Consider the following 25599-nt stretch of genomic DNA (forward strand, 5'->3'; position numbering starts at 1 on the left):
CCGGGCAGCGCTGTCAGCCGAGCAGGGCCGCGATCGTGAAGAGCACGGGCACCGCCAGCACGGTCGAGACGAGGATGGATTCGCGGGCCAGCCGCGTGGCGACCCCGTACCGGCTCGCGTAGGCGAACAGGTTCTGCGCTGAGGGCAGCGCGGCCGTCACGACGACGGCGAACAGCGCCCGGCCTCCCAGGCCGAACACGACGGTGCCCAGGAGCCAGGCGACGAGCGGCTGGCCGAGCGACTTGAGCAGCACCGAGAGCACCAGCGGCCCGCGTTCGCCGTCCCGCCCCGGCAGGGCGCTGCCGTACAGCGAGATGCCGAAGGCCAGCAGTACGGCGGGCACCGACATCGCGCCGATGAGGTGGAAGGGCTCCATGACCGGTTCCGGCACCCGCCACCCGGACGCGGCGACGGCGACCCCGGCGAGCGAGCCGACGACGATGGGGTTGCGCAGGGGGCTGGTGAGGCGCCGCAGCAGGCTGTCGCCGCCGCCCGAGGTGGTGACGTCGAGGACGGTGAGTCCGACGGGTGTCATCAGCAGCAGTTGGAAGAGCAGCACGGGGGCGACCAGCGAGGCGTCTCCCAGTACGTAGGCGGCGACGGGGATGCCGAGGTTGCCCGCGTTGACGTATCCGGAGCACAGCGCGCCGACCGTCGTCGGTGCGGCGGGCCAGCGGCGTACCGCGCCGACGAGGGCGTAGCCGCCCGCCATGGCCGCGGCGGACAGCGCGGTGATGGCCAGGGGCGCGGAGGCGAGGACCGTCAGGTCGGCGTGCGAGAGGGTCTCGAACATCAACGCGGGGCTGGCGACGTGGAAGGCGAGCTTGGTGAGGACCTCCCGGCCGCCGTCTCCGAGGAGGGCGAAGCGGCCGAGGACGTAGCCGGTGCCGATGACGGCGGCGATGACGGCGAAGCCGGTGAGCACGCCGGACACGGCGGACCTCCCCTGCGCGGATCGGGACTCGCTCAATTGTCCGGATGTCCTCAAGGGGGCCGACCAGCGGGTCCGCCGGTCGCCAGTACCCTCACGGGGCGGTGATCCCCACCTCCTGCGCGAGGACCGCCGCCTGGGTCCTGCTGCGCAGCTCCAGCTTGGCCAGCAGCCTGCTGACGTGGGTTTTGACGGTGGCCTCCGCCATGGTGAGGCGGTCGGCGATCTCGACGTTGGAGAGGCCTTCGCCGAGGCAGCCGAGGACCTCGCGCTCGCGGCGGGTCAGCCCGCTCAGACCCGGCGGGGGCTCCTGCGGGGCGCGTGCGGCCCGCGACGGTCCGCCGGCGAACTCGGCGATCAGCCTGCGGGTCACGGCGGGGGCGATCATGCCGTCGCCGCGGGCGACGGTGCGGACGGCCTCGACGAGTGCGGCGGCCTCGCTGTCCTTGAGCAGGAATCCGGCCGCGCCCGCGCGCAGCGCCCCGAAGACGTAGCTGTCGTGGTCGAAGGTGGTCAGCACCAGCACGTCCCCGGCCCCGGCCTCGACGATGCGGCGGGTGGCGCTCACGCCGTCGAGCCGCGGCATCTGGATGTCCATCAGCACGACATCGGGCCGCAACGTGTGCGCGAGCCTCACCGCCTCCTCGCCGTCGCCCGCCTCACCGACGACGTCGATGCCGGGGGCGTGCCGGAGGATGAGGACGATACCGGCGCGTACGGCCTGCTGGTCCTCGGCGACGAGGACCCGGAGGGGCGGGGCGGCGCCTGCCGCCTCCCGCGGCCGGTCCCCGCCGTGCTCGGCCTGTGCGAACCGGTCCGTCCCGTTCCCGGCGCCGGGCTGTGTCATTCTTCCGTCTCCCTGCGCTCGTTGCGGCGGCTTCCGCGTGCGGTCCCCGGGTTGCGGTCCGTCTTCTCCTGTGCGGGCAGTACGGCGCGGACGTCCCAGACGTGCCGGCCCCCGGGCGTGGTGGAGGGGCCCGCGGTCAGGGTGCCGTTCAGCAGCTCGACGCGCTCCCGCATGCCGGTCAGACCGGCCCCGGCACCCGGGGCGCGCGGGGGACCGCCGTGCTCCTCCCGGTCCGAAAGCGGGCTGGTGACGCGCAGACACAGCCCGAGGTTCGAACCGTCGTCGCGGTGCGGTGCGACGGCGACGGTGACCTCGCCGGGCGCGGCGTGCTTGAGCGCGTTGGTGACCGCCTCCTGGACGACCCGGTAGGCGGCCAGCTCCACCGGCGTGGGCAGCGGCGGATCACCCGGCGCGCGCCGGTCGGTGAGGACGAAGGTGCGGCCGTCGCCCGCCATCGCACGGGCCCGCTCCAGCAGGGCGTCGAGACCGTCGAGGGAGGGCGTCGCGGTGGGCTCGTCGGCGCCGGTCGCGTTGCGCAGCAGGCCGATGAGGCGGCGCATCTCCGCCAGGCCCTGCACACTGTTCTCGCGGATGACGCCCAGCGCCTCACGGTTGGCGTCCTGGCTGCTCGGGCCGCTCTCGCCGGCGGTGAGGGAGAGCGCGGCCGTGGAGTGGATGGCGATGGCCGACAGGTGGTTGGCGACGACGTCGTGCAGTTCGCGTGCCATGCGCGTCCGCTCGGCGTCGATGGCCTGTTTGCGGTCCAGCTCGGCGAGCAGCGCCGTCTGCTCGGCCCGCTGCCGCTCGGCCGCTGCCTTGTCCCGGTGGTTGCGGATCATCTCGCCCGAGGTCGTGGGCACCAGCAGGATGCCCGCGCAGGCGGCGACGAGCAGCAGCATCTCCGCACGGTGGAAGGCGAGCAGCAGCCAGGCGGAGAAGAGCACGGTGACGGCCACCGAGCCGCGCAGCACCGCGCGGGAGAAGCGGGCCGAACCGTAGAGCACCCCGGCGTAGAGCAGGTCGGTGAACAGCACGAGGGTGGCCAGCAGCGAGCCCGTCAACAGGTCGGCCACCTGCGCCGGCAGCCCGACGAGCAGCGCGTAGGGCTGCGCGGTGCGGCGCACCAGCGCGGCCAGGCACATCATGGCGAGCGGCACCAGCACCAGCCAGCGGGGGCCGCGCGCCACGATCGGGTCACTGGCCAGACCGAGGACCCACAGCAGCAGGCCGCCGACGGCACCGCAGACCGCGACGAGCACGTCGTCGCGGTGGGGACGCCACCGGTGCGGCGCGCGGGTCGGCGCGGTGGCCGCGGCGGTGGTCATGGCCCCATTGTCCCGTGAGCGCCCCGTGTCAGGTCCTCCTCCGCCTGGCCGAGCGACGGCCGGCTGCGACTGCATCTTTCGATGCAGTCGCGCTCCGCCAAAATCGTCACGCCCGACGACGCCGCGCCGCCACCGCGTGGGCCACCGTGGTGGAGCACGTCCGCGCCGTGACAGCCGCCTGGAGGACCCACCATGATCGTGACGCTGATCGTCGTCAGCGAAGTCGGCTTCTGGGTGCTGCTGGCGGCCGGCCTCGCGCTGCGCTACCTGGCCAGGATGGAGAAGACGGGCGCCGCGGTGCTGCTGTGCGAGCCGCTGCTGGAGGTCGTGCTGCTGGTCGTCACCGCGATCGACCTGAAGAACGGCGCGGAGCCCGACTGGAAGCACGGGCTTGCCGCCGTCTACATCGGCTTCACCGCGACCCACGGCCACTACCTGGTGAAGTGGGCCGACGGCCATGCCGCGCACCGGCTCGGCCGCGGGCCGCGCCCGGTGAAGCCGCCCCGGTACGGGATGCCGCGGGCCGTGCACGAGTGGAAGATGGCGGCGCGCGGTGTCGGTGCGGCGGCCATCGCCGCGGCACTCCTCCAGCTGGCGGTCTGGTACGTCGGCGACGGCGAGCAGGCCGGGCCGCTGCACGCCTGGCAGGCCCGCATGGGGCTGGTGGCGGGGATCAGCCTGGTCATCGGGGCGAGCTACACGGTGTGGCCCAAGCGGGCTCCCGAGCGCGTCACGGACGGCGCGTCACGCTGAGGGCCGCGCGCCGCCGCGTCGAGGGGCGCGGCGGCGGGCCTCACGGCGGGGTCAGGCGCCGGGGTCGCGGCCCGGCGCCTCTTTGGTGTCCGGCTTCTTGAGGGCGGCGAGCGTGGCGCGGGTGTCGGTCTTCATCCAGCCGAGCACGGTCTGCTCGGGCGGCGGCTCGAAGTCGTCGTCGGGGCCTCCGCCGAACCAGCTCCAGCTCATCTCGTACGTCATCCAGCCGGCGCGTACCTCGAGTTTCAGGCTGCCCAGACTGTTGGCCCGCTGCTCCTTGACCAGGTACGCCTCATTGCCGATCCCCTTCACGGGGGTCACCTTGTACTGGTAAGTCTCCGACTTCCGGTCCAGCCAGGTGCGCTGCTCGGAGGCGAACTCCCCGGAGGGATCCGCCTTCTTGTGCCATTCGACGTGCGTGGTCACGTACGTGGTCGGCGGTGTCCGCGAGGTCTCGCCGCGTTCGGTCATGGTGCGGCTGCAACTGCTCACGTCGAGCCCGTTCTGCTGCGAGGAGTACCCGTCGGGGTCGTCCGTCGCGGACTTGCTGAGCTCGTACTCCGCGACGAACGACTTCAGTTCGGCCGTCTCGCACATGTCGTGGTGGTAGCGGTAGCCCCGGTAGTCCGGCGTCGCCTCGTCGCCCTTGTCGAGCGCGCCGGTGGCCATGAGCGTCGCGGCCCAGGTGGCGGACGCGATCACCACGCCGCCCAGCGCCCACAGCCAGCGCGGCGCGCCGCGGCGCGGCGGCGTCCCCGGCGGTGGCCCGGGTGGTCCGGGCGGCCCGGCGGGCGGAGTGTGCGGCTGTGCGTACGGGTTGAACTGGTACGCGGGCATCGCGGTGGAGGTGGGTTGCTGTGAGTACGGCTGCTGCGGCTGCGCCCCCGGTATGGCCATGCGCGCACGTTACTCGGTGCCGTCGGCCTGCGAAGCGGTGGCCCGGGGCAGGCGGGAGGCGAACGCGTCGAGCGCGGCGAGCGTGCCGGCGGAGCCGGTGTGCAGATGTACGTCCATCCCCAGCGCCCGCGCCGCCTCGACGTTGCGGGCCACGTCGTCGACGAACAGCGCCTTGGAGGCCTCGGCGCCCAGCAGGCGCAGGGTGTGCGTGTAGATGCGCGGGTCCGGTTTGGCGTACCCCACCTCGCAGGAGAGCACGGCCACTTCCGCGGCCGGCAGCACCGCGCCGAGGTGCGGGCGGGCGTCGGGCCAGGCGTTGCTGACGAACGCGGTGGCTGCCCTGCCACGCAGCGCCGCCACCGCGTCGAGCAGCGCGCGGTCGTACACGGGGTCGGCCGCCAGGTCGGCTCGCAGCTCGGTGACGGCCTCCGCGTCCAGGCCCAGACGGTCGCGTACCACGGACCACCACTGGGGCCCGTCCATCCGGCCGACGAGCACCTCCGTGTCGTTGCCCGCGTAGACGGAGGTGACGAAGTCCTCTTCGGAGATGCCCAGCCGCGCCGCCCACTTGGCGGCGGCGGCAGGGAGTTTGTCCTCGACCACCACGCCGCCCAGGTCCATCAGCAGCGCGGGCCGGTCGCCCGCGGCGGGGCTCACCGCTCGCCCCCCGGCACCCACAGCACGTCGCCGACGGACTTGTTGGCCGTACGGGCGAGGATGAACAGCAGGTCGGAGAGGCGGTTGAGGTAGGTCGCGGTCAGCGGGTTCATCGTCTCGCCGTGTTCTTCCATGGCGGCCCAGGTGGAGCGCTCGGCGCGGCGGACGACCGTGCACGCCTGGTGCAGCAGCGCGGCGCCCGCCGTACCGCCCGGGAGGATGAAGGAGCGCAGCTTCTCCAGGTCCTCCAGGAACCGGTCGCAGTCGGCCTCCAGCTTGTCGATGTAGGCCTGCTCCACGCGCAGCGGCGGGAACTCGGGGTTGTCCACGACGGGGGTGGACAGGTCGGCGCCCACGTCGAACAGGTCGTTTTGGACGCGCAGCAAAACGGTGCGGACCTCTTCGTCGAGGCCGCCGAGGGCCAGCGCGGTCCCGAGCGCGGCGTTCGCCTCGTTGGCGTCCGCGTACGCCGCGATGCGGGTGTCGGTCTTGGCCGTACGGCTCATGTCGCCGAGCGCCGTCGTGCCCTTGTCGCCGGTACGGGTGTAGATCCGCGTCAGGTTCACCATGCTGCGAGCGTAGCCCGCGTACCCGCACGTGGGAGGGTGCCCTCCGGCCTGTCGCCCGCCCGCCGCGAGGACGCGCGGCGGGCGGGCGAGGGGCGGGGCGGTCACGCTCCGGCTTTCCTGAAGACCTGGGTGCCCAGGCCCAGCGAGACGGCGGCGAGGGCGAGGGCGACCAGGGCGCCGAGGGCGAGCGTTCCCCCGTAGTGCCCCAGGAAGGCGTCGCGCACGGCGTCGACGACGTACCGGAACGGCACGAAGTGCGACACCGCGTCCAGCCAGTCGGGCGCCAGCGCCATCGGCAGCAGGATGCCCGAGAGCAGTACGGCCGGCAGGTTGAGCGAGTTGATGACCGGCGCGAACTCCTGGGGGGAGGTGACCCGCATGGCCAGCGCGTACGACAGGGCGGCGAGCGAGGCGGCCAGGACGCCGACGAGGACGAAGCCGATCGCCACCCCCACCACCGGGGTGCGCAGCCCGAAGGCGACGCCGACCAGGACGAGCAGGAGCGACTGGGCGAACAGTTGGAGCACGTCGCGCACCAGGCGCCCCAGCAGCAGGGCGAGCCTGCTGACGGGGGTGACGCGCAGCCGCTCCACGACGCCGTGCTGTTTCTCGATCAGGAGGGTGAACCCGGCGAACGCCGAGGAGAACAGCCCGAGCTGGACGAGGAGCCCCGGCACCAGCGTCTGCCAGGAGTCGCCGGCGCCGCCCAGGTCGATGTCGCGCAGCAGGGGGCCGAAGAAGACCAGGAACAGCAGCGGTTGGAGGAGTCCGAACAGCACGCCGAGGCGGGAGGCCAGGGTCTGCCGGATGTAGCGTCCTGCGATGATGCCGGTGTCGGTGAGCAGGTGGGACATGGGGCGTCTGTTCCTTCGGGGAGGGGCGTCTGTCGGAGGGCCGTTCCGCCGGTGCAGGGGCGGGGTCACACGGCCACGGGTGCGCGCTCGGTCTCGCGCTTCGCCTCGCGGCCGGTCAGGGCGATGAAGGCGTCCTGGAGGCTGGCTTGCACCGAGCCGCCGTACTCCTTCTTGAGCTGGGCCGAGGTGCCCTGTGCGGCGATGCGGCCGTCGTCCACGACCACCAGCCGGTCGGCGAGTGCGTCGGCCTCGTCCAGGTAGTGCGTGGTCAGGAAGACGGTCATCCCGCGCTGTTGACGCAGGCGCCGCACGAGCTGCCACAGGTCGGCGCGGCTGCCGGGATCGAGGCCGGTCGTCGGCTCGTCGAGGAAGAGCAGGCTGGGCTCGTGGGTGAGCGCCATGGCGATGTCCAGGCGCCGCCGCTGGCCGCCGGAGAGCGCGCGGCAGGGCCGCTCCAGCAGGTCGGTCAGGTCCAGGTCCTGTGCCAACTCCTCCGTGCGGCGGGCGGCTTCCGCTTTGGTGAGGCGGTAGAGGCGGGCTTGGGTGGTGAGCTCCTCACGGACGCTGACGACGGGGTCGACGCCGCCGGCCTGTGCCACGTATCCGATGCGTTTCCGTACGCCGCGCGGGTCGGCGATCAGGTCGTGGCCCGCGACGGTCGCGGTGCCCGAGGTGGGCGCGAGCAGCGTGGTCAGCATGCGGAGCGTGGTGGTCTTGCCCGCGCCGTTCGGGCCGAGGAAGCCGAGGATCTCGCCTTGTCCGACGGTCAGGTCGATGCCGCGCACGGCTTCTACGGTGCGCTTTTTGGTGTGGAAGGTCCGGGTCAGTCCGGCGGTGTGGATGACTGCTGGCATGCCGACAGAAAAACAGAGACGCTCAAATTTTGCAACGTCCCCAAGAATTAACCGACCCCATCGGAGCGGTACCATGACGCCATGGCCAGCACTGCACCGAACGCCGGCGCCGCGTCCGCACCAGGCGCCCCACCGGACGCCGGCACCGCACCGAAAGAGGGCCGCAGGGAGCGGAAGAAGCGGGAGACCCGGACGCGGATCTCCGACATCGCCACGGGCCTGTTCCTGGCGCGCGGCTTCGACGCGGTGACCATCGCCGAGATCGCCGAGGCCGCCGACGTCTCGGTCAACACGGTCTACAACTACTTCCCGGCCAAGGAGGACCTCTTCTTCGACCGCGAGGAGGAGATGATCGACCGCACCGCCGCCCTGGTGCGGGATCGCGCGCCGGGCCAGTCCGCCGCCGCCGCGGTGCTCGGGAGGCTGCGCGAGGACATCGCCGAGCGGAACCTGTACGCGGGCATGAGGGAGGGCTTCGGCGACTTCATGCGCGTCGTGCGGGGATCGCCCGCGCTGGTCGCGCGCCTGATGGTGCTCCACCACCGCACCGCCGACCGGCTGCGCCAGACCCTGGAGGCCGAGACCGGCGCGGGCCCCGAGGACCCCATGCCCGAACTCGTCGCCTACGAACTGGTGAACCTGATCAACCTCGTGACCCGGCGCGCCACGCTCAGCGTCGCCGACGGCGTCTCACCCGAACGGGCCGCCACGGACGCGCTCGCCAGGCTGGACGCCTACGAGTCCCTGGTCACCGACGCGCTTGTCAACTACGCGAGAAAACCCGCTCGCTGACGTCCGCCCACGCTCCCGCGCCCGAAGGTGTGATGTCCGCCATGTGAGACGTGATGCGTGTCTCTATCCCGCCCACGGCTTGCGAAGAAGCGCTAATGTCCGCCCAACAGGCGGACATTCACGGGGCGCGAGGCGTACGCATCGGCGCGGGCCGGACGCCCGGCGGGACGAAGTGAGGGGAAGAACGTGGCGAAGAAGCTCGCCGTCATCGGGGCCGGCCTCATGGGCTCCGGAATCGCGCAGGTCTCCGCTCAGGCGGGCTGGGACGTGATGCTCCGCGATGTGACGGACGAGGCGCTCGCCCGCGGTACCGACGGGATCAAGGCGTCCTACGACAAGTTCGTCTCCAAGGGCAAGCTGGCGGCGGCCGACGCCGAGGCGGCGCTGGCCCGCATCACCACCACCACGGACCTGGACGCGGTGGCCGACGCGGACGTCGTGGTGGAGGCCGTCTTCGAGAAGATCGAGGTCAAGCGGGAGATCTTCGCGGCGCTCGACAAGCTCGCCGACGAGCACGCCGTCCTCGCCTCGAACACCTCCGCCATCCCGATCACCAAGATCGCGGCAGCCACGGAACGCCCCGAGCGGGTGGTGGGCACCCACTTCTTCTCGCCGGTGCCGATGATGGCGCTGTGCGAGCTGGTGCGCGGCCACAAGACCAGCGACGAGACGCTCGCCCTCGCACGGGAATTCGCCGAGTCAGTCGGCAAGACGTGCGTCGTCGTCAACCGGGACGTCGCCGGCTTCGTCACCACCCGGCTCATCTCGGCGCTCGTGGTCGAGGCCGCCAAGCTGCACGAGTCGGGCGTCGCCTCGGCGGAGGACATCGACACCGCGTGCAGGCTCGGCTTCGGCCACGCCATGGGCCCGCTGGCCACCGCGGACCTGACGGGCGTCGACATCCTGCTGCACGCCACGGAGAACATCTACACCGAGTCCAGGGACGGCAAGTTCGCCCCGCCCGAGTCGATGCGGCGGATGGTCGACGCGGGAGACCTCGGACGCAAGAGCGGACAGGGCTTCTACGAGCACTGAGGCCCGTCGGCTCCCGGCCGCCTCACCGGCCGGGAGCGCCCCGCGCGGCCGGGACGCGCTCGCCCGCAAGGGTGAAACTCCGTATCGGTCGGGAAACGAACGGCAACGCGGCCGCACCGGAACCCGTCATCCCCAGTGGGGCCGCCGCCGAGGCGGACCCCGGGGCCGCCCAGGGACCCGCCCGTCCGACGGCGCACCACCGGCTCGTCGGACACACCGGCTCATCGGCCGTAACGGCTCCCCGGGGCGAGCCGGGGGCCACCGCCACGGTCCACCCGGCAGCGCTCACGGCTCGCCGCAGCACAGTTGAAGGATGCACGCCACGGACACCACTCCGGGAGCACATATGCACATCAGGGGCGACCACGCCGAGCTGGTCGTCGGAGGTCGTCTCGACGTCCGCAGCGCCGCGGACGCCCGCACGGTCCTGCACGCCGCTGTCGACGGGGGAGACGGCGATCTCGTGCTCGACCTCGCCGGGCTCGACTCGTGGGACGCCACGGGGCTCGGCGTGATCATGGGCGCGCACCGCCGCGCCGGGCGCTGCGGCAGGAGACTCGTGCTACGGAAGGTCCCGCCGCAGATGCAGCGCGTGCTGGTGGCCACCCGGCTGCACCGGATCCTGGCCATCGAGCCCCGGCCGGTGAGTGGCCGCGGCGCAGGTCCGGAGGGGTCCGCCAGTACCGGCGTCCTGGCGAACCCATGACAATCCCGTCGGTCCCGGCTCCGCATCGCTCCGCTTCCTGGAGAATGGAGAGCGCGCGCCGGACCGACCCCGCTCGGGTGGCCGGTCGCGACATCTGTTCTTGGGAGACATGACCATGGATCGGCACGCCAGCGACCGACCCCCGCACGGGGACCCGTACGAGCCCACCGGCGACGCGCCCGGCCCGGCCCCCGGCGCCGACGGCCCCAACGGCGAGGCGGCCAGGGCCGTGCGGCTCGTCGCCGAGCAGTACCTCGTCACGGTCAATCCCGTCGACGGCAGCGAGGTCGAGCCCTGCCCGCCCGGCGCCCGGCAGGAGACGCCGCCCAAGCTCGCCGCGCCCGACCGGCCGGTGGCCGAGACCCCCACGGCCGCCGCGAAGCTGCCGCCCGGCAGCCTCGTCGAGCGGGACGAGGAGCGCGAGCGGCTGGTACGGCTGCTCTCGCGGGGCCGCTCCGTGCGGCTGACCGGGCCCGCCGGGTCGGGCCGCAGCGTCCTGCTCGACGTCGTCGCCGAGGACGTCGCCCACCTCGCCCCCGACGGCGTCGTCCGCCTCAGCGGACACCGCCGTACCCCGAGCGACCTGATGTACGACCTGTTCGCGGCCGTGCACAGCGCCCCTCTCCACCGGCCGGGCAAGACCGAACTGGTGCGCGCCCTGGCCGGGATCGGCGCCATCGTGCTCGTCGACGACCTGGAGTTCGGCGGCGCGGCCCTCGACGAACTGCTGCGGGCCACGCCCGAGTGCGCCTTCCTGTTCGCCGCCACCCCCGGCGTGACCGCGCCGGCCGCGGACTCCTGCGTCGAGGAGGTCTTCCTGGCGGGGCTGAGCCGCACCGCCTGCCTCGACCTGCTGGAGCGGGCCATCCACCGGCAGCTCACCGACGAGGAGGCCGACTGGGCGGCCGGACTCTGGTTCGCCGCGGAGGGCCTGGCGCTGCGCTTCGTCCAGGCCGGCGCGCTGCTGCGGTTGCAGGCCGACGGCGGTGTCGTGCCGGGACTCGCCGGCGACGCCGCCCTCGCGCCCCCGCTGGCCGCTGCGCTCCCCGAGTCGGGCCGTGAGGCACTGCGCCTCGCCCTCGCGCTCGACGGCGAGGTCCCGCACCCCACCCACCTGCCCGCGCTCACCGGTGACCCGAACGCCGACGACAGCGTCACGGAACTGCTGGCCTTCGGCCTGATCAGCCCGGCGGGCGACCACTTCAAGCTGGCCGCGGGCGTCGCCGAGCAGCTCGCCGAGGCCGGTTACGGCGACGGCAGCGACGCCCACGCGCTCGCCGCCGCTCAGCACTACACCTGGTGGACGGGGCACCCCTCCGTCAGCGCCGACCGGGTCACCCAGGAGGCCGACGCGGCTCTGGCCGCCGCCCGTGGCGCCCACCAGGGCGGCAGCTCCAGCGCCGCCGTGCTGCTGGCCCGCACCGCCGCACCCGTTCTCGCGGCAGGGATGCGCTGGAGCGCCTGGGAGCGGATGCTGCGCTGCGGACAGGAGTCGGCCCGCGCCTCGGGCGAGCTCGCCGAGGAGGCCTACTTCCACCACGAGCTGGGCATCCTCGCGCTGGCCGCGGGCAACCCGGAGCGGGCGCGTACCGAGCTGGAGGCCGCGATCGCGCTGCGGGGCACCCTCGCGGAGCAGCGCGGCATGGTCGCGGGCCGCAGGGCGCTCGCTCTGGTGAACGACCGGCTCGCCTCCCCGGCGGCCGGTGCCGCGGGCGCGGCGGGAGCGGCCTTCGGGGCATGGACCCGGCCGACACCGGCAGGCGAGCAGGCACCGGCCGACGCGTCGAAGACCCCGACCGACGCGGTTCCCGTGGCGCCGCAGCCCAGGGCGGCGACCACGCCGCCCGGCTCCACCGGCGCGACCACCGCGGTCGTCTCCTCGGCCGACTCCGCGGACCAGGCGCCGGGCGGCACGCTGATCTCCCCGTCCGACGAGGGTTTCCCCTCCTCGGGCGCGGCCGGCGGCCCCGTAGGCGGACCGGGCCGCAGCGGACGGCACGGCGCCCCGCGCGGCTGGCGCGCCTTCACCAGCAGCAAGCGGAACGTGGCGGCGGCGGGCGCCGGCGCCCTGCTCGCCGCCGTGCTCGGCACCGTCGTCACCCTGGGCACCGTCTCCGACGACAGCACACCCGACACCGTGCGGCCCGACTCCTCCACCTCCCACGACGACCAGGACAACGCACCCGGTGACGAGGCGCCCGGGGACAGCGGCGACACCGGTGCCCCCGCCGGCCGCCAGCCGGCCGCCGGCACCCCGTCGCGGGACACGAAGGCCCCGGGCTCCGGCGCGCACAAGAGCCAGGCGCCCACGCACGAGACCAGCCCGGGCAAGCACACCCCCAGCTCTCCCGAGGAGCCCTCCAGCGACCCCGGAGAGGACGACCCGCCCTCCTCGCCCGAGGACCCGCCCTCCTCCCCTGACGACCCGCCGTCGTCGCCGGACGACCCGCCCACCTCCGACGACCCTTCGGACCCGCCCACCGACGACCCGACCACGCAGGACCCGCCGTCCTCGCCCTCCTCGAGCGGCAACGACGGCGGCGACGGCGGTTCCTCCAGCGGCGCGCCCACAGGCCGGGCCCCCGGCGGCGGCAGCACGCAGCCGGGCACGCCGAGCGGGTCCGGCCGGTAGCGGGAGCCGGCAGCAGAGAACCGCAGCCGGGTCGTAGTCCTGGCATCAGCCGATCGGTTGATGCCAGGACGAGAGCGTTGGGCGATGTGCGCACGGTGGCCGCGGCGGCACGCTCGTGCCATGCCACTCATCGAAGTCAGCGGGCTGCGCAAGGAGTACGCGGGGCGCCCGGTCGTGGACGGCGTGAGCTTCTGCGTCGAGGAGGGCGAGATCTTCGGCGTCCTCGGCCCGAACGGCGCGGGGAAGACCACCACGGTCGAGTGCGTGGAGGGGCTGCGCGCCCCTGATGCGGGGCGGATCCGCGTCGCGGGTCTCGACCCCGTCGCCGACCACGACGACGTCGCGCAACTCCTCGGCGCCCAGCTCCAGGAGAGCCGGCTCCAGCCCAAGATCACGGTGCGCGAGGCGCTGCGCATGTACTCCGCGTTCTACCGGCGGCCGGCCGACTGGCGCTCCCTCGCCGCGAGGCTGGGGCTCCAGGACCGCCTCGACGTACGGTTCGGCACGCTGTCGGGTGGCCAGAAGCAGCGGCTGTTCATCGCCCTGGCCCTGGTCGGCAGCCCCAGGGCCGTGGTGCTGGACGAGCTGACGACCGGCCTGGACCCCCGGGCCCGCCGGACGGTGTGGGAACTGGTCGAGGACATCCGCGCCTCCGGAGTGACGGTGCTGCTGGTCACCCACCTCATGGAGGAGGCGCAGCGGCTCTGCGACCGGGTCGCCGTCATCGACGGGGGCCGACTGGCCGCGCTGGGCACCCCGGCCGAGCTGATCAGCCAGAAGGCCGACCCCACGGTCATCGCCTTCACCCCCTCGCAGCCGCTGCCCGAAGGGGAGCTGAGCGCGCTTCCCGGAGCCCGCTCGGTACGGACCCAGGGGCCCCGCGTCACCCTGCACGGCACGGACGAGACGGTCGACGCCCTCCTGACCACCCTGGCGCGGCGCCGCATCACCGCGGGCCAACTCCGCGTCAAGGACGCCTCGCTGGACGACGCCTTCCTCGACCTGACCGGCAACGAGTCCCCGGCGCCCCGCCCGGCACACGCCCACCAGGAGAACCTGACATGACGACCGCGCACCTGTCCGGCACGGCCGCGCCCCCGAACGGCGCCAAGCCGGCGGGCCCGTCCGCCCTGCTGTCCGTCCTGCGCACCGAGTTCCGGCTCTTCCTGCGCGAGCCGGGCGCACTCTTCTGGGTCGTCGTCTTCCCGCCCGCACTGCTGACGATCCTCGGCTGCATCCCCTCCTTCCGCGAGGCGTCCGCCGATCTCGGCGGGCGGCGGACGGTGGACCTGTACGTCCCGGTGGCCGTCCTGCTGTCGATGATCGTCTCCGGTGTGCAGACGATGCCGGGCATCCTGACGGGCTACCGCGAACTCGGCATCCTGCGCAGGCTCCGCGCCACCCCCGCCAGACCCCACCACCTGCTGACCGCCCAGATCGTGCTCCACGGCTGCGCCAGCGCCGCCTCGGTACTCCTCGTCCTTGCCATCGGGCGGCTCGCCTTCGATGTCTCATTGCCCGGGCAGCTCGCCGGATACCTGGTGGCCGCCGCTCTGACCGCGGGCGCGGCCCTCTCCCTCGGCGCCGTGCTCAGCGCGACCGCCAGGACCACCAAGATCGCTCAGACGGTCGGCACCCTCGCCTTCTTCCCCATGATGTTCACCGCCGGAGTGTGGCTCCCGGTCCAGGCGATGCCCGACACCCTCCGCCACCTCGTCGAGTTCACCCCGTTCGGCGCCGCCTCCCAGGCCCTGGACCAGGCGGCGACGGGCAGCTGGCCCGGCTGGACGCATCTGGGGGTGACGGCGCTGTGGACAGCGGTCTTCGTGTGGACGGCGGTGCGCCGGTTCCGCTGGGAGTAGCCGACGCCCGCACGGCGCCGCGCGCGGGCGAGACTGGTGCCATGACCGAAGCCGGCGCGGCGGAGCCCGCACACCAGGAGGCGGCGGCCCTGCTCAGGGGCTGGGACCGCTTCTTCAGGTGGGGGCCCTACGCGCTCCTCGCCCTGAGCGCGGCCCTGACGGCGGCGACCCGGACCGAGCTGATGACCGAGAGCGAGGCGGTGGCCGCCGCCGTGCTCGGCGCGGCGGCGCTCGTCCTCCAGCTCTGGTGGGGCCGCGCGGTGCGCACGGCACCCGGGCCAGGACCGCTCGGTGCCGTCTACTACGTCACCCGCACGGTGCTCGCCGGAGTGCTGACGCTGCTCAACCCGTTCTGCGCGCTCTACGCGGTGGCAGGCTACTTCGACGCCGCCCGACGGCTGCCGGAGCGCTGGGTGCGCGCCGGGCTCCTCACCAACGCGGCCACCATGGCCGGATCCCAGTCAGGAGGTCTGCCGCCCGGACCCCCGGTGGGCTGGCTGATCTTCGCCGCGCTCTTCTTGCTGAACGCCTGGATGGTGCTCTACTTCGCCCGGCTCGCACAGCAGGAGGACGAGAACGCCCGCGCCAGGGAGGCCACCATCGCCGAACTGGGCCGCACCAACGCCCGGCTGGAACAGGCGCTGGAGGAGAACGCGGGCCTGCACGCCCAACTGCTCCTCCAGGCGCGGGAAGCCGGTATCAGCGACGAGCGGCGCAGGCTCGCGGCGGAGATCCACGACACCCTCGCCCAGGGGCTGACCGGGATCATCACCCAGCTGAGGGCCGCCTCCGACAGCGAGTCGCACGAGACCGCCCGCTCCCACCTGGGCCTGGCCGGCGAACTGGCCCGCGAGAGCCTCGCGCAGGCCCGCCGCTCGGTACAGAACCTCGCACCCAGGGAGCTCGAACACGACGCGCTCCCCACAGCGCTGGAGAAGGCCACCGACGCGTGGGCACGCTCCGCCGGAGTGCGGGCCGACTTCACCGTCACCGGAGCCGCCGAGCCGCTGCACGCCGAGGTGGAGGCCACCTTGCTGCGCATCGCCCAGGAGGCGCTCACCAACGTCGACCGGCACGCCCGCGCCACCCGCGCAGGCGTCACGCTCTCGTACATGGGCGACGAGGTCACCCTGGATGTCCGCGACGACGGGCAGGGCTTCGACGCGGACGCGGTCCGCGAGCGCCCGGGGACGCAGGGAGGGTTCGGGCTGGGCGGCATGCGCGCCAGGGCCGAACGCCTCGCCGGCACGGTCGAGGTCGAGACGGAGCCGGGAGGAGGGACGGCCATCTCCGCTCGCGTACCGTTGGTCCGCCATGACGACTGAACAACCGCCGCCCGGTCCTGAGCCCGTCTCCGTGCTGCTCGTCGACGACCATCCGGTGGTCCGCGACGGGCTGCGCGCCATGTTCGAGCGGGGGCCTGGCTTCCGGGTGCTGGGGGAGGCGGCGGACGGGCTGGAAGGTGTGCGGCTGGCGGCCGAACTGCGCCCCGATGTGGTGCTGATGGACCTGCGGATGCCGGGCGGCGGGGGAGTGGAGGCCATCGCGGGGATCGTCGCACGCGGGCTGCCGTGCAAGGTACTCGTCCTGACCACGTACGACACCGACGCCGACACCCTGCCGGCCATCGAGGCCGGGGCGAGCGGCTACCTGCTCAAGGACGCGCCGCCGCGCGAACTGTTCGCTGCCGTGCGGGACGTGGCCGCCGGCCGGACCGTGCTGTCTCCCGCTGTCGCCTCCCGCCTGGTCGACCGCGTCCGGACCCCGCGCCCGGAGGCCGGCAGGAACGCGCTGAGCACCCGCGAGCGCGAGGTGCTCATCCTGGTGGCCAAGGGGACGCCGAACCGGGAGATCGCCCGGCTGCTGTTCATCAGCGAGGCCACCGTCAAGACGCACCTCACCCACCTGTACGCCAAGCTCGGGGTGAACGACCGCGCGGCAGCGGTGGCCACCGCGTACGGGCGCGGGATCCTCGGCCGCGACGAGGACTGAGGCCCCCCCGTGCCGTCCGCGCCGTCCGCGCCGCCCGTGCCGTCCGCGCCGCCCGGGCGCGGCGCGGGGAGCGTCAGAAGAGCCGGAGTTTGTCGTCCTCGATGCCGCGCAGGGCGTCGTAGTCGAGGGTGACGCAGTCGATACCGCGGTCGGAGGCCAACACCCTGGCCTGCGGCTTGATCTCCTGCGCCGCGAAGACGCCCTTCACCGGCGACAGGTGGGGGTCGCGGTTGAGGAGCTCCAGGTAGCGGGTGAGCTGTTCGACGCCGTCGATCTCACCGCGGCGCTTGATCTCGATGGCGACGGTGGCCCCGTCGCCGTCCCGGCACAGGATGTCCACGGGGCCGATGGCGGTGGGGAACTCGCGCCGGATCAGCGTCCATCCGTCGCCCAGCGTCTCCATCCGGTCCGCGAGAAGTTCCTGGAGGTGTGCTTCCACGCCATCCTTGATCAGCCCGGGGTCGACCCCCAACTCGTGCGAGGAGTCGTGCAGGATCTCCTCCATCGTGATGATCAGTTTCTCGCCGGCCTTGTTCTCCACCGTCCAGCGCTGATCGTCCCCCTCCTTGAGGGTGCAGGGCGGGGACATCCAGTTGAGGGGCTTGTAGGCACGGTCGTCGGCGTGCACGGAGACCGATCCGTCGGCCTTGATCAGGATGAGTCTGGGCGCGGACGGAAGGTGCGCGGTGAGCCTGCCGGCGTAGTCGACAGAGCAGCGGGCGATGACGAGACGCATGGTCGGTCACGCTACTTGACGGCCGGGCCCGCGCGCGATTCGCCCCCGGATGGGGTGTTCGGCAGTGGCGCGAGTATTCCCATTCTCGTGCTGATTCGCCCCAGGAGCCGTACGGTAAGGCTGGGCGTCGCCGTCCGAGGTTGCGCGACTACACGGTGATGTCCTTTCACCCCCAAGAGATCCGGCTCCACGGGCCGGGTCGCGAGAGGAGAAACCCATGTCGCTCGACGTCCCACCTGCGCTGTTGGAACAGGCAGAGCGTGGCGAGGTGGATGAGGCGGCGTTCGTCGACTGCGTCCGCACGTCCCTCCCGTACGCGTGGGAGATGGTCAGTTCGCTCGTCGCGCAGTTGAAGGTGGACGGCGGTGAGTTCGCCGACAACCAGACGCCGCCCCCGGACGAGCAGCACCGCGGTCAGCTGCTCCGCGCGCTGGCGAGCGATGCGATACGCGGAGCGCTGGAACGCCACTTCGGGGTACGGCTCGCGTTCCAGAACTGCCACCGGGTCGCGGTCTTCCCCCTCGACCCGTCGGCGGACGAGCGCCTCACCCGCTTCACCTCCCTGCGCGGCCAGCTGCTCAACCAGTCCCCGGAGCTGCGCGACTGCTGACCGCCCGGTCCCCGGCGGCCGAGGTGGCCGACGCGTCCTGCGGGGCGTGCGCCGTTGCGGCGGTGGTGGACACCGCCGCAACGGCGTTCGGGCCCTTGCGGCACTTTTCGGCCGTTCCGCGAGGCGCGCCGCCGCCCCTCCTTCAGCCGACGAGCAGCCTCTCTCTCAGCCGACGAGAGGCCGCTCCCTCACCCGACGAGGGGCAGCACCTCGTCGGCCAGCCTGCGGATGTTCCGCACGGTGCCGTCGCGGTCCCCGGTGCCCTCCACCAGCAGAGCGAAGCGGCTGATGCCGGTGCGCTCTGCGCTCGCCGCGAGCCGGTCGGCGCACTCCCGCGGGGCGCCCACCGGATGCAGCTCGCACAGCAGCTCCGTGTAGCCGAGCGGGTCGCGCATGCGGCGGGGCCGCCCGTCGACGGTCACATGCTGGCCAAGACCCTCGCGCAGCCAGCCCGGCATCGCCTTGAGCAGCGTCTCCCGCGCCTCCGCGCGCGAGTCGCCGACCTGGACCACGCCGGCCGAGACGTGCCGGGCCGCGGCGGCCTCGACCTCCTCGTGCGGATGGCCGGCGGCGCGTGCCTCACGGCGCCACATGCGCGTCATCTCCGCCTTCTCCTCGTCACCGCAGTGCATGCCCAGCAGCATGGGCAGCAGTCGCGCGGCGGCCAGCCGCAGCGTCCCCGGCGAGGTGCAGGCGACGACCAGACCCGGTGCTGCGGTCCCGCCCGCCCGGCCCTCCCGCTCGCGCGGGGCGATCGCGCAGTCCGGGCGCGGCACCACCGGTACCTCACGGAAGCGGTACCGCTCCCCGTCCGCCGAGACCCGCGGCTCGCGCAGCCACCGCAGCAGCAGGTCGAGTGCCTCGGGGAAGCCCTCCTCGAACGCCGGCAGCCCACCGCCGAACACCTCCAGGTCCACCCAGGGGCCGCCCCGGCCCACACCGAGGGTGAAGCGTCCTTCGGACAGCAGGTGCAGCAGCGCCGTCTGCTCACCGAGGGCGACCGGATGCGCGGCGGGCAGCACGCTGACGGCCGTTCCGACGCCGATCCGCCGTGTGCGCCCCAGCAGCAGCGCCGCGAGGGTCACGGCCGAGGGGCACACGCCGTAGGACACGAAGTGGTGCTCGGCCAGCCAGACGTCGGCGAGTCCTGCCGCCTCGGCTTCCTCACCGGCCCGGACCGCGCGGTCCAACGCCTCGCCCTGCCCCTGACCCGGGAACTGTGCGCCCAGGACGAAAGCTCCAACTCGCATTTCCCACCGCCCTCAGTGGGCCCGCGACCGACGGCTTGGTCCGGGCCGCGTGTCCGCAGGACCGGACACCTCATCAGCACTAACGCCTGACACGTGCCAAAGGCACGGCCCGTGATCCGATTCGTGTGATGAACGGCAACCCGGGCCCGCCTGTGGACAACCGGCGGCAGCGCTCCACGGCGTGCGTAGGCTGGACAGCACACGGCCACCGCCGGCCCGTGGCCCAAGCGTGCGGCCCCGGAGCGGCGAGGGGCCGTCCGCCGTCCACCGTCGCCGACCCACCGAGGTGCCCCACGTGTCCCCGCGTCGAAACCGCTCCCGCAGCGGTGCCGCCAAACCAGCAAAGGCCGCCCGCACCGGCGCCGGGGCGCGTCGTGACGAGGACGAGCGCGAGGGCCGCGAGCGCTTCGGCCTGGAGCGCACCGAGGACTGGCGGGGGGAGGAGTGGGCGGTCCGCCGGATAAGCGGAGGCGCGGCGCTCAAGCGCTACCGGTGCCCCGGGTGCGATCAGGAGATCACCCCCGGCGTCCCGCACGTCGTCGCCTGGCCGCTGCTCGGCGACGTCGCCGACCGGCGCCACTGGCACGGAGCGTGCTGGAGAGCACGGGACCGCCGGAGCGCCAGGCTCCAGCGGTCCCGCAACGCCCCTCGGTACTGAGTTCTCGGTACCGGGCCTCTCGGTACCGAACCTCTCGTCACGGAAGGGGGACGTCGGCGTCCGGACGGGGCGTATGCCCTACACGTCGCGCTTGTTCAGCAGCGCGTAGGCCGCCGCGAGGACGGCGAGAGTGACGAGGGCGAGTCCGCCCAGCAGCGGCCAGCCCGTGGCGTCCTGGTCGGTGGTCATCGGGATGCGGTAGAGGGAGGCCAGCCCGTTGAGCGGGGAGTACTCGATGAGGAAGTCCCGTACGTCCTGCAGTGCTTCGCCCGCCATGAACATCGCCATCAGCAGCGGCAGCAGCACGACGCCCAGCATGGTGGTGATCGCGCCCGCGGAGTGCCGCAGCAGCGCGCCCACCGCCAGCGACAGCAGACCCAGCAGCGCCACGTACAGCCCGGCGCCCACCGTCGCACCCAGCCACTCGCTGCCGGAGGCGACGAGTTTCCCTCCTTCGAAGGAGTCGGCGAGTTCGCTGCCCCTCTCGTACGAGGGAAGCGTCTGGTCGCTCAGCAGCGCGGAGTTGATCAGCGCGGTGAGGGCGCAGGCGAGCGTCGTCATCACGAACGCCAGCAGGAAGAAGACCGTGGCCTTGGCCAGCAGGACCCTGCCGCGCTGCGGGCAGGCGGTGAGGGTCGTACGGATCATGCCGGTGCCGTACTCGGAGGTGACGACCAGCACGCCGAGCGTGATCACGCAGATCTGCCCGAGCATCAGCCCGAACAGGCCGCTGGAGAGCAGCGGCATCCCGGTGTAGTCGCCGCTCAGCCCGACGGCGGACAGCAGGCCGATGCCGACGACGAGAGCGAACATCACGCCGAGCGTCCACACGGTGGAGCGGACGGTGCGGATCTTCGTCCATTCCGAGACCAGCGCGTGCCCGAGGTTGGTGCGCGCCATCGGGATGGGGGAGCTGTAGGGGGCGATGCCGCCGGGCCAGTGGCCCTGGCCGGGCTGCCCTTGCCCTGGCTGCTGCCCGGCGCCCGTGCCGGCGGGTGGGCCGGCGGGTGGGACCGTTCCCGCGGGGGCGGGTGCGGGCACGTGCTCGGGCGCCGGCTGGGCGGGGGCCGCCTGGCCGTTGTGCTGCTGGGTGCTCATCGGGCGTCCTCGCCTTCGTTCGTGCTGCCGCCTGGCATGCCCTCAGCCGCGCCCGGGGCCGCGGGGCCCGCCGGGGGAGCGGTGGGTGCTGCCGGAGTGCCGGCGGCGTACGGGTTGGTGCCGGGGCGCGGCGCGCGCATCTGCAGCGTGCCGCCGCCGGGCACGCCCGGCTGCGGGGCGTCCTGCGGCCCTCCCGGATACGCGGCAGCGCCGTGGGCGGGCGCGGGGGCCGCCTGCTGCCCCGGCGGCATCGGGGGCGCGGCGGCCATGCCGGGCACGGCCGCCTGCTGCGGTGCGGCGCCGGGCACGGCGGGGGCGGCGGCCCCTGCCATGGCGGGCGCGCCTGCCATGGCAGGGGCCGCCGCGGGCTGCTGGAGACCCGCGCGCATGTCGGTCGTCGAGCGGTAGTCGACGGAGCCCTGGGTCAGCCGCATGTACGCCTCTTCCAGTGAGGCCTGGTGCGGGGAGAGCTCCCACAGCCGCACGTCGGCACCGTGCGCGAGGTCGCTGATGCGGGGCAGTTCCAGGCCGGTGACGCGGAGCGCGCCGTCCTCTTCCGGCTGGGTCCGCCCGCCCGCCTCGTGCAGTGCGGCGACCAGTTTCTCGCGCTGCTGCGGCTCGCTGTCGGGTGTACGGACGCGGGCGAAGCCGATGGAGTTGCGCGCGATGAACTCCGTCACGGACATGTCGGCCATCAGCTGCCCGCGGCCGATCACGATGAGGTGCTCGGCGGTCTGCGCCATCTCGCTCATCAGGTGGCTGGAGACGAAGACCGTACGGCCCTCGCTCGCGAGGCGCTTCATCAGGTTGCGGACCCACAGGATGCCTTCGGGGTCGAGGCCGTTGACCGGCTCGTCGAACAGCAGCACCTGCGGGTCACCGAGCAGCGCGGCGGCGATGCCGAGACGCTGCCCCATGCCGAGCGAGAAGCCCTTGGAGCGCTTCTTGCCGACCTCCTGGAGCCCGACGACGCCGAGCACCTCGTCGACGCGGCGCGCCGGGATGCCGGACAGCTGCGCGAGGGAGAGGAGGTGGTTGCGCGCGCTGCGGCCGCCGTGCACGGCTTTGGCGTCGAGCAGGGCGCCGACCTGGCGTGGGGCGTTGGGGAGCCCTCTGAAGGCGTGCCCGCCCACGGTGACCTGCCCGGACGTCGGTGCGTCCAGCCCCAGGATCATGCGCATGGTGGTCGATTTCCCTGAGCCGTTCGGCCCCAGGAATCCGGTGACGGCCCCCGGCCGTACCTGGAAGGACAGGTTGTACACGGCCGTCTTGGCGCCGTAGCGCTTCGTCAGGCCGTATGCCTCGATCATCCTTTGCCCCTGGACGCAGTTCGGGGCTCACGTGCCCCCGGACATGGCCTAGGAGGACACGAGAGGCCTGTTCGGTTCCATGAGGCGGCCCCTCGGTCGTGGGCGGGGGCCTGACGCCCGGTCGTGGGCCGGGGTCAGGCGTCGCGCTTCTTGAGGACGATGAAGCCGGCGATCAGTGCGGCCGCCGTCCACGCGGCCATGATCAGAAGCCCTTCCCAGGGGCCGTAGGGGCGGTCCAGCGTCTCGGGGACCACGGACATCACGGTGGTGCCGGCCTGGTCGGGGAGGTACTGGCCGACCTTCTTGGTGGCCTCCACTGAACCGAGGATGTTCGAGACGAGGAAGAAGAACGGCATCAGGATGGCGAACGCGAGCAGCGGGCTGCGCAGCACGAAGGTGATGCCGACGGCGAACAGGGCGATCAGCGCCATGTAGAGACCGCCGCCGACCACGGCGCGCAGCACCCCGGGGTCGCCGATGCCCACCCCGTGCCCGCCGAGGAGCGCCTGGCCGAGGAAGAACGTGCAGAAGCTCGTGATCAGGCCGACGACCAGCACGAGTGGCCCGGCGACCAGCACCTTGCACCACAGGAACGTGCCGCGTTGCGGTACGGCGGCCAGCGAGTTGCGGATCATGCCGGTGCTGTACTCGGCGGAGACGACGAGGACGCCGAAGGCGATCATCGCCAGCTGGCCGAGGCTCATGCCGGCGAAGCTGGTGTAGGTCGCGTCGAACGTGCGCCGGCTGACGGTCGACATGTCGTCGAAGGTCGAGGCGGTCACCGCGCAGATCAGCGCGCCGAGCCCGATGGAGACGACGACCGCAGCGGCGAGGGTCCAGATCGTGGAGTGGACCGAGCGGACCTTCGTCCACTCGGACTTGAGGACGCGCGTGGTGTGACTCATCAGCTGCGCCTCCTGCGCTGCCAGTCCTCGCCCCAGGCGGGACCCTCCGGGGGCGGGCCCTGCGGGCCTCCCGGCGGCGGTGCCTGCGGAGTTCCCGGCGGCGGTGCCTGCGGGGGACTGCCCGGCGGGGCCTGTGCGCCTCCTGGCGGGGCCTGGAGGCCTTCCGGTGGGGGTTGGGGGGGCTCCGGGCGGGACCTGTGCGCCTTCCGGCGGAGCCTGGGCGCTGCCCGGGGCGTGTCCGTGGTACTCGACGCTCTGTGCCGTCAGCCGCATGAACGCCTCCTCCAGCGAGGCCCGCTGTGGACTGAGTTCGTGCAGCACGATGCGGTGGGCCGCGGCGAGTTCGCCGATGCGGGCGGCGTCACCGCCGTCCACCTCCAGCGCTCCCTGCGTCCCGGCCGCGGGCCGCAGCCCCTCGGTGGTCAGGACGTCCAGCAGCCGTTCGGGTTCGGGCGTCCGGACGCGAACGTGTGTGCGGGAATTCTCCGCGATGAACTGCGACATCGAGGTGTCCGCCAGCAGCTTGCCCTGGCCGATGACGATCAGGTGCTCGGCGGTCTGCGCCATCTCGCTCATCAGGTGGCTGGAGACGAACACCGTCCTGCCCTCGCGGGCCAGATGCTGCATCAGCGTGCGGATCCAGTGGATGCCCTCCGGGTCGAGGCCGTTGACGGGCTCGTCGAACATCAGAATGCGCGGGTCACCCAGCAGCGCGGCGGCGATGCCGAGGCGCTGCCCCATGCCGAGCGAGAAGCCCTTCGGCCGCTTGCGGGCCACGTCGCGCAGGCCCACCATCTCCAGCACCTCACCGACCCGGCGCTCGGGGATCCCGTTGGACTGCGCCATGCACAGCAGGTGGTTGTGGGCGCTGCGGCCGCCGTGCACGCCCTTGGCCTCCAGGAGCGCGCCGATGCTGTTGAGCGGCTCCTTCAGTTCGCCGTAGTGCTTGCCCTCGATGCGCACGTCACCGCGGGTGGGGGCGTCGAGCCCCAGCACCATCCGCATGGTGGTGGACTTCCCCGCGCCGTTCGGGCCCAGGAAGCCGGTGACCGTACCAGGGCGTACGGTGAAGCTGAGACCCTCGACGGCCGTCTTGTCCCCGTACCGTTTGGTCAGGTCCCGCAGCTCGATCATTCTTCGACGCTACGGTGCGACCGACACGCTCGCCACTCGTGCGCACGATCCGCACATCATTCACACATGCGAAACGCCCCGCACCGTCCGGTGAGGGGCGTTTCGCATGTCCGGGAACCGCGTCTTCGAAGCCGCGCGTCCGGGAGGGAGGGCCGGAGTGGCCTCAGCGCGACTGCTGGGCGGGGACCGAGCGGCCCGCCGACTCCTCGTCCGCCGCCTCGTCGCCCGCCTGCCCGCCGGCGGCCACGGCCGCACCGGTGAGGGTGGCCAGCATCTCGCGCACGTTGGTCAGCTGCGCGTTGATGCTGTCGCGGCGGTTGGTGAGAGCGGCCAGCTCGCGCTCGGACTCGCTGCGCACCCGGTCGGCCTTGGCGTTGGCGTCCGCGACGATGTCCTCGGCCTGACGCTGCGCCGTCTCCACCGTCTGACGGGCGCGGCGCTCCGCGTCCGTACGCAGCTTCTCGGCCTCCAGGCGCAGCTGCTCGGCACGGTGCTCGATCTCCGCGAGCCGTTTCTCCGCCTTCGCCTGACGGGAGGCCAGGTCGCGCTCGGACTGCTCGCGCCGCTTGGCGAGGTTGGTCTCGAAGTCGGCTGCCGCCTGGGCGGCCTTCGCGCGGGTGTCCTCGAAGAGCGAGTCGGCTTCCTCGCGCTTGGACTGGGCGTCCTTCTCCGCGTCGCTGCGCAGCGTGGTGGCCTCGCCCTTGGCCTTCTCGACGATGCGGGCGCCCTCGTCCTCCGCCTTCTGCTTGCGCTCGGCGGCGAACTGCTCGGCGTCGTTGCGTACCTGCTGGGCCGCGCCCTCGGCGAGCTCGCGGTGCTGCTCGGCGGCGCGACGGGCCTCCTCGCGCAGGTCCTTGGCCTCCTCCTCGGCGAGGCGGAGGATCTTCTCGACACGGGCGCCGAGGCCGGCGTACGACGGCTCCGCGTCGTTGACCTGAGCCTGGGCGTTCTGCGTTTCGAGGTGCAGCTCCTCGATGCGCTTTTCCAGAGAGGTGATCCGGCCCAGGGCGCTGTCACGGTCGGCGACGAGCTTCGCGATGCGGTCGTCAACCTGTCCGCGGTCGTAGCCACGCCGCACGAGCTCGAAGCCGTAGGGGGAGGAAGTGTCGCTCATGGGGTTCCTGTCGAGTCAGACGGGTTATCAGACGGGGGGAGTGATAGAGGGAATCCTAGGGGTCCAAGCGGCGTGTCA

General features: G+C 73.0%; 24 protein-coding genes and 1 pseudogene. 11 read left to right on the forward strand and 14 right to left on the reverse strand.

Translation table 11 applies throughout. The features are described 5' to 3' along the window. Positions 1 to 13: 13 nt before the first annotated feature. From MMF93_RS23020 to MMF93_RS23030, 3 genes are all read right to left on the reverse strand, one after another. Complete coding sequence (locus MMF93_RS23020; protein WP_242754427.1) at positions 14 to 934, reverse strand: AEC family transporter; 921 nt, start codon at positions 932 to 934, stop codon at positions 14 to 16. A 91-nt stretch (positions 935 to 1025) separates the two neighbouring features. Then, positions 1026 to 1778 (reverse strand): response regulator, encoded by a 753-nt coding sequence (locus MMF93_RS23025; RefSeq protein WP_242754429.1) that lies wholly within the window; start codon positions 1776 to 1778, stop codon positions 1026 to 1028. Then, positions 1775 to 3103, reverse strand: coding sequence for a sensor histidine kinase (locus tag MMF93_RS23030; RefSeq protein WP_242754430.1), 1329 nt, complete (start codon positions 3101 to 3103; stop codon positions 1775 to 1777). Before MMF93_RS23030 ends, MMF93_RS23025 begins: the two co-directional genes overlap by 4 nt. A gap of 192 nt (positions 3104 to 3295) precedes the next feature. Here MMF93_RS23030 and MMF93_RS23035 point away from each other — a divergent pair, with 192 nt between their 5' ends. Then, complete coding sequence (locus MMF93_RS23035) at positions 3296 to 3856, forward strand: hypothetical protein (RefSeq protein WP_242754431.1); 561 nt, start codon at positions 3296 to 3298, stop codon at positions 3854 to 3856. A gap of 51 nt (positions 3857 to 3907) precedes the next feature. Here MMF93_RS23035 and MMF93_RS23040 read toward each other — a convergent pair whose 3' ends face one another. From MMF93_RS23040 to MMF93_RS23060, 5 genes are all read right to left on the reverse strand, one after another. After that, on the reverse strand, positions 3908 to 4753 hold the full coding sequence (locus MMF93_RS23040) for a hypothetical protein (protein ID WP_242754432.1): 846 nt from the start codon (positions 4751 to 4753) through the stop codon (positions 3908 to 3910). Between the two features lie 9 nt (positions 4754 to 4762). Further along, positions 4763 to 5410 (reverse strand): HAD-IA family hydrolase, encoded by a 648-nt coding sequence (locus MMF93_RS23045; RefSeq protein ID WP_242754433.1) that lies wholly within the window; start codon positions 5408 to 5410, stop codon positions 4763 to 4765. Then, positions 5407 to 5979: a cob(I)yrinic acid a,c-diamide adenosyltransferase gene (locus MMF93_RS23050; protein ID WP_242754434.1), complete on the reverse strand. Its 573-nt coding sequence runs from the start codon at positions 5977 to 5979 to the stop codon at positions 5407 to 5409. Before MMF93_RS23050 ends, MMF93_RS23045 begins: the two co-directional genes overlap by 4 nt. A gap of 101 nt (positions 5980 to 6080) precedes the next feature. Then, entirely contained in the window at positions 6081 to 6833 is a 753-nt protein-coding gene (locus tag MMF93_RS23055; RefSeq protein WP_242754435.1) for an ABC transporter permease, read from the reverse strand. Between the two features lie 65 nt (positions 6834 to 6898). Then, on the reverse strand, positions 6899 to 7687 hold the full coding sequence (locus tag MMF93_RS23060) for an ABC transporter ATP-binding protein (RefSeq protein ID WP_242754437.1): 789 nt from the start codon (positions 7685 to 7687) through the stop codon (positions 6899 to 6901). A gap of 81 nt (positions 7688 to 7768) precedes the next feature. Here MMF93_RS23060 and MMF93_RS23065 point away from each other — a divergent pair, with 81 nt between their 5' ends. The 8 genes from MMF93_RS23065 (at position 7769) to MMF93_RS23100 (ending at position 16706) form a co-directional block, all read left to right on the forward strand. Then, complete coding sequence (locus tag MMF93_RS23065) at positions 7769 to 8479, forward strand: TetR/AcrR family transcriptional regulator (protein WP_242754439.1); 711 nt, start codon at positions 7769 to 7771, stop codon at positions 8477 to 8479. Positions 8480 to 8665: 186 nt separating this feature from the next. Then, complete coding sequence (locus MMF93_RS23070) at positions 8666 to 9514, forward strand: 3-hydroxyacyl-CoA dehydrogenase family protein (protein ID WP_242754441.1); 849 nt, start codon at positions 8666 to 8668, stop codon at positions 9512 to 9514. A gap of 346 nt (positions 9515 to 9860) precedes the next feature. Then, positions 9861 to 10220: an STAS domain-containing protein gene (locus MMF93_RS23075; protein ID WP_242757726.1), complete on the forward strand. Its 360-nt coding sequence runs from the start codon at positions 9861 to 9863 to the stop codon at positions 10218 to 10220. Between the two features lie 115 nt (positions 10221 to 10335). Beyond that, the gene (locus MMF93_RS23080; RefSeq protein ID WP_242754443.1) at positions 10336 to 12852 is read left to right on the forward strand and encodes an ATP-binding protein; all 2517 of its coding nucleotides are present in this window, start codon (positions 10336 to 10338) and stop codon (positions 12850 to 12852) included. A gap of 120 nt (positions 12853 to 12972) precedes the next feature. After that, a complete protein-coding gene (locus MMF93_RS23085) occupies positions 12973 to 13917 on the forward strand; it encodes an ABC transporter ATP-binding protein (protein ID WP_242754445.1) in 945 nt (314 codons plus the stop codon). Beyond that, positions 13914 to 14714, forward strand: coding sequence for an ABC transporter permease (locus MMF93_RS23090; RefSeq protein ID WP_242754447.1), 801 nt, complete (start codon positions 13914 to 13916; stop codon positions 14712 to 14714). The genes MMF93_RS23085 and MMF93_RS23090 overlap by 4 nt, the downstream gene beginning before the upstream one ends. A 41-nt stretch (positions 14715 to 14755) precedes the next feature. Continuing rightward, positions 14756 to 16039 carry a sensor histidine kinase gene (locus MMF93_RS23095; RefSeq protein ID WP_242754448.1) on the forward strand — a complete coding sequence of 428 codons (1284 nt, stop codon included), beginning with the start codon at positions 14756 to 14758 and terminating at the stop codon, positions 16037 to 16039. Continuing rightward, positions 16029 to 16706, forward strand: coding sequence for a response regulator (locus MMF93_RS23100; protein ID WP_242754449.1), 678 nt, complete (start codon positions 16029 to 16031; stop codon positions 16704 to 16706). The genes MMF93_RS23095 and MMF93_RS23100 overlap by 11 nt, the downstream gene beginning before the upstream one ends. Before the next feature lie 73 nt (positions 16707 to 16779). Here the strand turns inward: MMF93_RS23100 and nucS are convergent, their stop codons facing one another. Continuing rightward, positions 16780 to 17442, reverse strand: coding sequence for an endonuclease NucS (gene nucS, locus MMF93_RS23105; protein WP_114014059.1), 663 nt, complete (start codon positions 17440 to 17442; stop codon positions 16780 to 16782). Positions 17443 to 17659: 217 nt separating this feature from the next. Here nucS and MMF93_RS23110 point away from each other — a divergent pair, with 217 nt between their 5' ends. Beyond that, positions 17660 to 18052, forward strand: a complete 393-nt coding sequence (locus MMF93_RS23110; RefSeq protein ID WP_114023953.1) for an SCO5389 family protein — start codon at positions 17660 to 17662, stop codon at positions 18050 to 18052. Positions 18053 to 18240: 188 nt separating this feature from the next. On the opposite strand, the gene MMF93_RS23115 is transcribed toward MMF93_RS23110, so the two are convergent. Continuing rightward, a complete protein-coding gene (locus MMF93_RS23115; protein ID WP_242754450.1) occupies positions 18241 to 19302 on the reverse strand; it encodes an LLM class flavin-dependent oxidoreductase in 1062 nt (353 codons plus the stop codon). A gap of 295 nt (positions 19303 to 19597) precedes the next feature. Here MMF93_RS23115 and MMF93_RS23120 point away from each other — a divergent pair, with 295 nt between their 5' ends. Beyond that, positions 19598 to 19960, forward strand: coding sequence for an ATP/GTP-binding protein (locus MMF93_RS23120; protein ID WP_242754451.1), 363 nt, complete (start codon positions 19598 to 19600; stop codon positions 19958 to 19960). 78 nt (positions 19961 to 20038) lie between these two features. On the opposite strand, the gene MMF93_RS23125 is transcribed toward MMF93_RS23120, so the two are convergent. From MMF93_RS23125 to MMF93_RS23145, 4 genes and pseudogenes are all read right to left on the reverse strand, one after another. Further along, complete coding sequence (locus MMF93_RS23125) at positions 20039 to 21058, reverse strand: ABC transporter permease subunit (protein WP_242754452.1); 1020 nt, start codon at positions 21056 to 21058, stop codon at positions 20039 to 20041. After that, a complete protein-coding gene (locus MMF93_RS23130; protein ID WP_242754453.1) occupies positions 21055 to 22368 on the reverse strand; it encodes an ABC transporter ATP-binding protein in 1314 nt (437 codons plus the stop codon). Before MMF93_RS23130 ends, MMF93_RS23125 begins: the two co-directional genes overlap by 4 nt. 1079 nt (positions 22369 to 23447) lie before the next feature. Further along, a pseudogene (locus tag MMF93_RS23140) lies at positions 23448 to 24407 on the reverse strand (ABC transporter ATP-binding protein); the annotation flags it as partial. Between the two features lie 163 nt (positions 24408 to 24570). Continuing rightward, positions 24571 to 25521, reverse strand: a complete 951-nt coding sequence (locus MMF93_RS23145; protein WP_114023959.1) for a coiled-coil domain-containing protein — start codon at positions 25519 to 25521, stop codon at positions 24571 to 24573. Positions 25522 to 25599: the final 78 nt, after the last annotated feature.

This window comes from Streptomyces tubbatahanensis (assembly GCF_022699385.1).
GTDB classification, from domain to species: Bacteria; Actinomycetota; Actinomycetes; order Streptomycetales; family Streptomycetaceae; genus Streptomyces; species Streptomyces diacarni.